The sequence below is a fragment of the Methylibium sp. genome, from assembly GCF_013817365.1.
In the GTDB taxonomy this organism is placed as follows: domain Bacteria; phylum Pseudomonadota; class Gammaproteobacteria; order Burkholderiales; family Burkholderiaceae_C; genus Methylibium.
In genome coordinates this window covers 1-6,410 of record NZ_JACDCU010000231.1, presented here as the reverse complement: position 1 = coordinate 6,410, position 6,410 = coordinate 1, and the positions used below count along the sequence as shown (strand labels likewise).

Here is a 6,410-nt window from a genome sequence, read left to right as displayed (position 1 = left end):
ATCACGGTGCGCGTCCTCGGCTTGGTTGGGGCCGCAGACGGCCGAAACTGGAAACAGCGATTTTCGGGCGGCCACAGCGCGAAAGAGCCGCCGACCACACCGAGCGAAGCGCGTGCCGAAGACCTCCGGCACGCTCCACGGTGCTGCGCCGCAGTATACATACAGCATAGAATGTATGTTCGCCGTCAAGGGGGCTCCATGGTCCACGAGACGCCCTCTCCGCTCCACATCCGCCCGACCGCGAGGCAATCAGCACATGGTTCGCAGAACCAAAGAGGAAGCCCTGGCCACGCGCGACAGCATCCTGGATGCAGCCGAACACCTGTTCGCGCGCGACGGCGTTTCACGCACGTCGCTGCAACACATTGCCTCCGCCTGCGGCCTGACCCGCGGTGCCATCTACTGGCATTTCCGCGACAAGGGCGAGCTGTTCAACGAGATGATGAACCGCGCCACGCTGCCGATGGAAGCGCTGCGCCAGCCAGCCGGCGCCGCGCCGCTCGATCCGGTAGCCGAAGTGCGCTCCTGGGTGCTGGGCGCATTTCGCCTGACCGTGACCGACCCGCGCACGCGCAGGGTCTTCGAGATTGCCACGCACAAGGTCGAATACGTCGACGAGCTCAGTGCCGTGCGCGAGCGCCACCTGGCGCGCTACAACCAGTGGGTGACGCGCGCCGAGAAGTGCTTGAAGGCCGCCATCGCGCAAGGCCTGCTCACACCCAAGGTCTCGGCGCGCACCGCCGCGCGCGGGCTGTGGGCGCTGGCCGACGGGCTGATCCAGTTCTGGCTGCTCGATCCGCGGGGCTTCGACCTGCGCCGCATGGGCACCGAGTTGGTCGACTGCTACCTCGATTCGCTGCGGCCTGCCGGAACAACGGTGCGTCCAGCCCGGCGCTGAGCGGCGCCCGGCGCAGTCATCAGGGCATAGCGCGCCGGGCAAGCACCACGGCGCTCGCAGGCGACGAGCCGTCGGCATCACGGGCATGAGAGGGGCTCAGCCCGGCGAAAGCGTCGGGCCGTCGAGCAGGAAGTTGCCGGCTTTGCCCGCCGTGTCGAGCGCCGCCGCCGGCGATTCGTCCTTCAACCCGACACCGGTGAGTCGCAGCCGGCGCGCTTCGCCGAGCAGGTGATGCAACTGCGCTGCCGCGGCCGAAGGAGGCAGCCCCTCGGGCCGCACGTTGGAGATGCAGTTGCGCTCGGCGTCGTTGAGCCCCACACGCGGCTTCCAGCTCACGTAAAGGCCCAGGCTGTCGGGGGAGCTCAAGCCCGGCCGCTCGCCGATCAGCACCACCACCAGGTCCGCGCCGAGCGCCGCGCCGATCTCGTCGCCGATGGCCACGCGCGCCTGCTGCACCACGGCCACCGGCGCGATGCGCCACGGCGGTGCCGCGGCGAGCAGCGGCCGCAGCGCGGCGAGCAGCGGCACGGCATGGCGGTGCACGGCCAGTGCCGAGAGGCCGTCGGCAATGACGAAGGCGAGGTCGTAGCGGGGCAACCCGGCGCCGTGCCCGGCTTCGAGGTGCAGCGAGCCGAGCTTGGCGCGCGAGCGGTCGTCCAGACGCCGGCCGAGATCGGGGCGCTGCAGGTAGGCGCGGCGGTCGGCCGCCGCACTGTGCAGGGTGAGCGCCGGCCATTGCAGCGCTTCGAGCGCCGTGCGGATGGCGGCCGTGTCGAAGGGCAGGTGCACCGCGTCGCGAGCGCGGGCGTGGTCGAGCCGGAACTGAAGTTGCGCCGCGGTCGGCACACTGATGCCGGCGCGGCCGAGCGCGATGCGCGCGGCGGTGAAGCGGCGCAGCGAGTGCCACGGGTTGGCGATGACGAGCGGGTCGGTGAGAGCACTCATCGAGTGAGGGCCGGCCGGACCTTCATGCGCGCTTGTTCTTTCATGGCGGCAGCCGCTCCAGCGCACGCCGAAACGGCGTCGGCAATCCTTCCGCCAGCCGGCCGGGCGCACCCGCGAGCGTGATGCCCATGCGCAGCAGCCAGGCCTCGAACTCGGGCGCCGGCTTGAGACCCAGCACACGGCGCAGATAGAGCGCGTCGTGAAAGGACGTGCTCTGGTAGCCGAGCATGATGTCGTCCGCCCCGGGGATGCCCATCACGAAATTGCAGCCGGCCGCGCCCAGCAGCGTGAGCAGCGCGTCCATGTCGTCGGCGTCGGCCTCGGCGTGGTTGGTGTAGCAGACGTCGCAGCCCATCGGCACGCCGAGCAGCTTGCCGCAGAAGTGATCTTCCAGGCCGGCGCGCAGGATCTGCTTGCCGTCGAACAGGTACTCGGGCCCGATGAAGCCGACCACACTGTTGACGAGCAGCGGCTGGAAGTGCCGTGCCACTGCGTAGGCCCGCGCCTCGATCGTCTGCTGATCGCAGCCGTGATGCGCGCCGGCCGAGAGCGCACTGCCCTGCCCCGTCTCGAAATACATCACGTTGGCGCCGCGCTGCGGTCGCCCGCGATTCGCGGCCTCGGCCGTGTCGCTGCCCTGCGGCGCCGTGCTCTGTGCATCCCCCGACAAATCGCCGTGACCTGACGAGGTGCCGACCTGTTCCTCGAACAGCGCGCCGCGCTGCAGGCTCAGCGCCGCGGCGCGCGCCTCGGCCAAGAGCGCCAGGCTGATGCCGAAACTGCGGTTGGCCGCTTCGGTGCCGGCGATCGACTGGAACACCAGATCGACCGGCGCGCCCTGGTCCATCGCGCGCAGCGTCTGCGTCACGTGGGTCAGCACGCACGATTGCGTGGGAATGTCGTAGTGGCGGATCACGCCGTCGAGCATCTGCAGCAGCTTGACCACCTGCGGCAGCCGGTCGGTCGCCGGGTTGATGCCGATCACCGCATCGCCGCTGCCGTGCAGCAGGCCATCGAGCAGGCTGGCGGCGATGCCGCTGGCATCGTCGGTGGGATGGTTGGGCTGCAGGCGCGTGGCCAGCCGGCCGGGCTCGCCGAGGCTGTTGCGAAAGCGCGTGCGCACGCTGCATTTGCGCGCCACGAGCACGAGGTCCTGCAAGCGCATGAGCTTGCTGACGGCGGCCGCCATCTCGGGCGTGAGGCCGGGTGCCACGGCGGCGAGCGCGGCGGTGTCGGCCGAGTCGCCGAGCAGCCAGTTGCGGAAATCACCGACGCTCAGGTGGCGCACCGCGGCGAAGGCCGCCGCGTCGTGGCCATCGCAGATGAGCCGCGTGACCTCGTCGTCCTCGTAGGGGACGACGGCCTCGTCGAGAAAGCGCGCCAGCGGCAACTCGGCCAGCGCCATCTGCGCAGCGACCCGCTCTCGCGCGCTCGCCGCAGCCAGCCCCGCGAGTTGATCGCCCGAGCGCGCCGGGCTTGCCCGTGCCAGCAGCGTGCGCAGTTCCGCGAAGACGAAACGCTCGCCCGCAACGGTGTGGTGGTAGCCCATGGGCCGATGCTGCCTCAGGCGCCGCCCGGCACGGCGTGCAGCGATCGATCGTCGCGGGTCATCGCGAGGGTACGGGCAGGCTCAGCCGCTAAAGCGCCCGCTCTGCCGCTGCAGCGCGCATCCCGACGCGCATGGCGTCACACCTTCGCTTCTCGCCCGAATTGCGCCAGCAACTCGGCCTTGCGGTCGCTCATCTCCAGGCCCAACCCGGCGAGATCGAGCGAAGCGCCTCTCGCGGCGGGAAAGAGCTGGTCTTCCTCTTCGCGGACGTGGTGGTCGATGTACTCGCCCAGCACGCGCACCGTGGCGTCGTACAACTCCTCCTCGGCGTCCATGTCGCGAATGCGCTCGATCAGCTCGCGCGCGCTCGCGTGTTCGACGCTGGCCTCGTCGACCAGGTCGGTCGGCATGAGGGCGGCGCGCGCGGCGGGATAGAAGATCTCTTCCTCGAGCGCTGCATGCACGGTGAGTTGCACGCAGATGCTTTCGGCCAGCGGCTGACGCTCGGCGGCCTGAGCCTTGAACTCGGTCAGGCGCTCGTAGTCCTTGAAAAGCTGCCGGACCTTGCTGTGATCGCTCGCCAGCAGCTCGAGCGCGTCGACCTTCGGCGCCGAGCCGTCTGCTGACACAAGGCTGTCTGTTTTCGGGCCGTCATCGCCGAGATCAAGCGGGCGCTGCGCTGGCTCCTCCGGCATGCCGCCGCGGCGGTCGTGCGCGCCGTTGTGCGAATACACGCGCACGCGTCCACGGCTGACCGCGCCGGCGGCATCAGCCGGGCGGGTGGTCGGCATCGAGCCCGTAAGGCCGGTGCCTGGCAAGACGCTCGCAGCACCCGCGCCGGGCAGGTCGTTGCCGGCGGCCCAGCCGCCCTCGCGCCATTCGGCGACCCTTTCCTCAATGTCGATCGCGCCTGCCGACTGCAGCGTTTCGCGAGCAATGTCGAGCCGGGCTTCGTCCTGCACATCGACCTTCACGACCACGGCACCGCGGCGCACCGCTTCGGCATATTCCGCTTCGTGCTGGTGGGAGTCGCCCGGGCCGAAGACTTCGGCGAAGAAGCTGCGCAGGCCGTCCATGACGCCGCCTACCTCGTGCGCGTCGCCGCTCCCGCGCTGCGGTGCGCCGGCCAGCGCGCCTTCGTCGCCCGTTGCGGCGCTCACATGCACGCTGCCCTCTCCGAAGCCGCTCACGCCCAGGCTGTCGGCGGCCTGGCGGGCGGCGTCGATGCGATCGAATACTCCGACGACGGTTTGTTTCATGGCGGTGTTCCTTCCCTGCGGCGCGAAGGGCCGCTTTAGAACAAGTTCTTGCACAGCAAGCGATGTACCCGGCGGTGGGGCGCGCCATCGATGTCGAACAGGCCGGGTCGACGCGCGGCGCGCTGCCTATGATGCGGCTCGCCGCGCGCCGCGGCCCCGTCTGCCACCCACCGCGTGCGACCCCGAGGCGCCGGCAATGACTTCAAGGTTCAGGAAGGAACACTCATGTCAGTTTCCATCGCCAGTTTTCTCGACCATGCCAAAGCCGACATGGATGCGGCCCGCCTCACCATGCAAAGCGGCGATGCCGCGAAGACCTTCGAGCAGATGGCCAACGCCATTGCCTGCCTGGGCGAATGCATCAAGCTGCTCGACACGCGCACTGCGGCGGTCGAGTTGGAGCACCCGGCGCCGCCGCCCCCGCCGCTCGGCTGACAGCAGCCGGCCGCTCCCTCACGCCGGCGTCCGGAACTGCCGCGCCGCGAAGGACCAGACCATGCGTGAGGCGTCGGGCCCCTGCGCGTCGCCGAGCGGCTGGCGCGCATCGCCGCCGCTCCAGGCGTGGCCCAGTCCTTCGACGCGGCACAAGCTGGCGACCAGCCGCCCGCCCGCTTTGTAATCCGTCACGTTCATGGCCCGGCGCCGGCCGCGCCGCACTTCGCGGCTCGCTTGGCCGAGCGCGCCGGCCTGCTCGGCCCAGAATTGCGCCATCGCCGCGCCGTTGCTGGCGGCCACCACGCCGTCGGCATCGCCCTGGATCACTAGCAGGGGCGGCCACAGGGGCCCCGGCCGCGCGGGTGCGGCCTGCCCGCTGCGCCCGCGCATAGCCTTGAGCGCCGTCATCGATGAATCGGCCAGGCCCGGCGCGATGCCCGAGTGCATGACCAGGGCGCAAAACCGCGCCGGCTCGCGCGTGACCATTAGCGCGGCCATGCTCGCGCCCGCCGACAAGCCGGCAATGGCCACGCGCGTCGCATCCACCGGGTAGAGCAGGCACACCTGGTCGATCGCCGCGGCCAGGGTGGTGGCCTCGCGCTGGGCCTGGCCGGAACGCGTGCCGTACCAGTGCCAGCAGCCGTGCGGATGGGCGCTGCGGTCCTGCTCCGGATAGAGCACGAAGCAGCCTTCGCGCGCCGCAATGCGGTTCATGCGCGTGCTGAGCGCGAAGCCCGCCGCATCCTGGCCGCAGCCGTGCAGCATGACCAGCAGCGGCCGGCGTTCACCGAGCCCCATGCCGGGCGGCCGGTAGAGCCGAAAGCGCCGCATGCCGGCAGGGCCCATGGCAACCCCGCTCAGCCAGGCGCCGCCGGCCACGGGCACGCTCTGGCGCGCTGCCGCCTTGTTCAGCGCCATCGCCTGGCCGGCGGCGCGGCGGCCGGTGTTGAGGCTGGAATGGGTCAGGCGCGTCCATTGCGAAATGGCTCGGCGGTACGAGCTTGCGAGCGAAGGCGTGCGCTTGCGGCGGACAGACATGGGTCAGGGTCGCCAGAGTCGGGCTCGGCGCAATTGGTGCAGTGCACAAAGCCTAAACCACACCGCCGTCGGCCGCTTGCTCATCACTGCTTCAATCCGAGGCCGGCTCCGCCGGGAACAGCGATTGCTATCGACGGCTCAAGCGCCACCTTTTATCGAAACAGCATCAGGAGATCGCATGACCATTCAAAGCCAAAGCGACAAGGCCGAAGCCTGGCTGGCGCGGCACGGTGTGGCCCGCACCCCGGCCCAGGTCGGTTCGAGCGACCTGCGGTCTCCGCTTCTG

6 protein-coding genes are annotated in these 6,410 nt (G+C 70.3%); 2 read left to right on the top strand and 4 right to left on the bottom strand.

The annotated features are described in order from the left end of the window. Positions 1 to 256: 256 nt before the first annotated feature. The gene (locus tag H0W38_RS13980) at positions 257 to 898 is read left to right on the top strand and encodes a TetR family transcriptional regulator (protein ID WP_292455073.1); all 642 of its coding nucleotides are present in this window, start codon (positions 257 to 259) and stop codon (positions 896 to 898) included. Between the two features lie 96 nt (positions 899 to 994). On the opposite strand, the gene eutC is transcribed toward H0W38_RS13980, so the two are convergent. From eutC to H0W38_RS13965, 3 genes are all read right to left on the bottom strand, one after another. Then, a complete protein-coding gene (gene eutC, locus H0W38_RS13975) occupies positions 995 to 1,843 on the bottom strand; it encodes an ethanolamine ammonia-lyase subunit EutC (protein WP_292455070.1) in 849 nt (282 codons plus the stop codon). A 40-nt stretch (positions 1,844 to 1,883) separates the two neighbouring features. After that, the gene (locus tag H0W38_RS13970; protein WP_292455069.1) at positions 1,884 to 3,392 is read right to left on the bottom strand and encodes an ethanolamine ammonia-lyase subunit EutB; all 1,509 of its coding nucleotides are present in this window, start codon (positions 3,390 to 3,392) and stop codon (positions 1,884 to 1,886) included. A gap of 137 nt (positions 3,393 to 3,529) precedes the next feature. Beyond that, entirely contained in the window at positions 3,530 to 4,651 is a 1,122-nt protein-coding gene (locus H0W38_RS13965) for a hemerythrin domain-containing protein (protein WP_292455068.1), read from the bottom strand. Between the two features lie 225 nt (positions 4,652 to 4,876). On the opposite strand from H0W38_RS13965, the gene H0W38_RS13960 reads away from it, so the two are divergent. Continuing rightward, the gene (locus H0W38_RS13960; protein WP_292455067.1) at positions 4,877 to 5,086 is read left to right on the top strand and encodes a hypothetical protein; all 210 of its coding nucleotides are present in this window, start codon (positions 4,877 to 4,879) and stop codon (positions 5,084 to 5,086) included. 18 nt (positions 5,087 to 5,104) lie between these two features. On the opposite strand, the gene H0W38_RS13955 is transcribed toward H0W38_RS13960, so the two are convergent. After that, positions 5,105 to 6,124 (bottom strand): PHB depolymerase family esterase, encoded by a 1,020-nt coding sequence (locus H0W38_RS13955; RefSeq protein WP_292455066.1) that lies wholly within the window; start codon positions 6,122 to 6,124, stop codon positions 5,105 to 5,107. Positions 6,125 to 6,410 lie beyond the last annotated feature (286 nt).